This window comes from Rhodocytophaga aerolata (assembly GCF_030503435.1).
Classification (GTDB): Bacteria; Bacteroidota; Bacteroidia; order Cytophagales; family 172606-1; genus Rhodocytophaga; species Rhodocytophaga aerolata.
Window position 1 is genome coordinate 1 of the sequence record NZ_JAUKPO010000137.1, and the last position, 1,962, is coordinate 1,962.

Here is a 1,962-nt window from a genome sequence, read left to right on the forward strand (position 1 = left end):
TAGCTTTCGAAGGTTTCAACTTCCGCACCTTTGATGTGGAAAGAACCACTGATGTATCTGTTACAAATTGTGATATTACATTTTCTGGGGGCGATGCAGTGTATGGCTTTTATACCAAAAATTTTAAATTAGAAAATTCTGTCATTGAGAATGCATTAAGTAATGTAGTATCGATGACCTGGGAATGTCCGGGAGCCACCATCCGCAACAATCAGATCAAGAATGTCGGCTATATAGTGGGTATGGGAGGAAGTAATAATTTTACCTATCAGGGTATCATGGCTATGGGACATAATGCCCTGATTGAAGGCAATAGTTTAATCAATATAGGCTACGTACCTTTATCATTCCGTGGCAACAACAGCATTGTTCGGAAAAACTATGTAGAGAACTTTTGCTACATCAAAGATGATGGCGGGGCAATTCATACCTGGAATAATATGGATGGTTCCACTACACTTTATGGACAACAAGTGACAGACAACATTATCATCAATGGTACAGGTGCACCGGAAGGAACATCAAATACCTCCCTTCATTTGGCCAAAGGCATCTATATGGATGATAACTCAGCCAATGTGGAGATTGCCCGCAACACAGTCAGCGATTGTACCTATGGCTTGTATGTACATAACTCACGCAACCTGAACATCCATAGCAATACCTTTTTTGACAACCGCGAATACCAGGTGCTTATGGAGCATGACAAAGTAGCAGCCGATAAACCCATCCGCAATGTTACGTTCAAATACAACGTGTTAGCTTCTAAAGAGAAAGGGCAGGAATTGATGGCTTTGTTTACTAAAGACAATGATATCTCCCAGTTTGGTTCTTTTTCCAACAACTATTACACCAGAACCATATCTACCTCAGTGATCGCTGTTACAGCCATTACCAACCGTTATGGCAGTTCACAATCCATTAATACCTATAATCTGAATGCCTGGAAAAAAGTGCATGGCTTTGAGTCAAGTTCATCGGAAAACAAACCGATGCCCCATTACCGCATTAATGAACTAACAAGTGGCAATAAATTCCCCAACAAAAGCTTTGACTCCAATGTTTCAGGCATTCTCAGCTATCATTCCGGTGGCAGCTTGCGCATCGAATGGGACAACAGCGGAAAAATTAATGGCGGCAGCCTGCGGGCCTCTTTTGCCTATATCTCGGGTAAAAAAGGGGCTCATTTCCGGGGCAATGTTGGCAGCATCGATAAAAACAAAAAGTACATTGTCAAATTCAGTGTGATAGGCGCTAATGCAGACAGAACTCTACAGATCGGCTTACTAAATAATAATGTAGCCAATGAGTATTTGGTTAGCCGCACTTTTAAATCTACCAACAGCCGCACCGACTATGAGTTTTTGTTTGAGCCAACCGGCAGCACCAGTTCCGCCGCCCTGCGTTTTGATTTTACCGAGAGCGATGGCACCTTGTGGATGGACAATATAGAGATGTATGAAGCCGATATCACTATGGATGCAGGCCATGTACGCCTTGAGCACAACCCAAGTAACTCGACCAAAACTGTCTCGTTGGGGAACACTTATCAAACAGCCAAGTTGCAGACCAAGAGCGGAAGTTTAAGTATTATCTCTTTTGCTTCCGAAGTGCTCATGAAACAATCCGGTTCTATTACTGAACCAGAGCCTACACCAGAGCCAGAACCTGAACCTACCCCGGAACCAGCGCCAAGTACATCATCCTGTGACAACACAGGAGGGATTAGTAGAGAATACTGGAGTGGGGTGAGCGGCTCTTCTGTTTCTTCTATTCCTGTTAGCATAACTCCTACTTCAGTAACCAAGCTTACTTCTTTTGAAGCCCCCTCCAATGTGGGAGATAACTATGGCCAACGCATCCGGGGTTATATCTGCCCACCGGTGACCGGCAACTATACCTTCTACCTGTCAGGGGATGATGCCAGCGAACTCTACCTGAGCCTGGATGCCAATGCAGGAA

Annotated in this window: 1 protein-coding gene; it reads left to right on the forward strand. The window is 44.0% G+C overall.

The window, feature by feature from the left end; genetic code table 11:
- Positions 1-1,962 (forward strand): right-handed parallel beta-helix repeat-containing protein (locus Q0590_RS37160; RefSeq protein WP_302042753.1); only part of this gene is annotated, 1,962 nt, incomplete at both ends.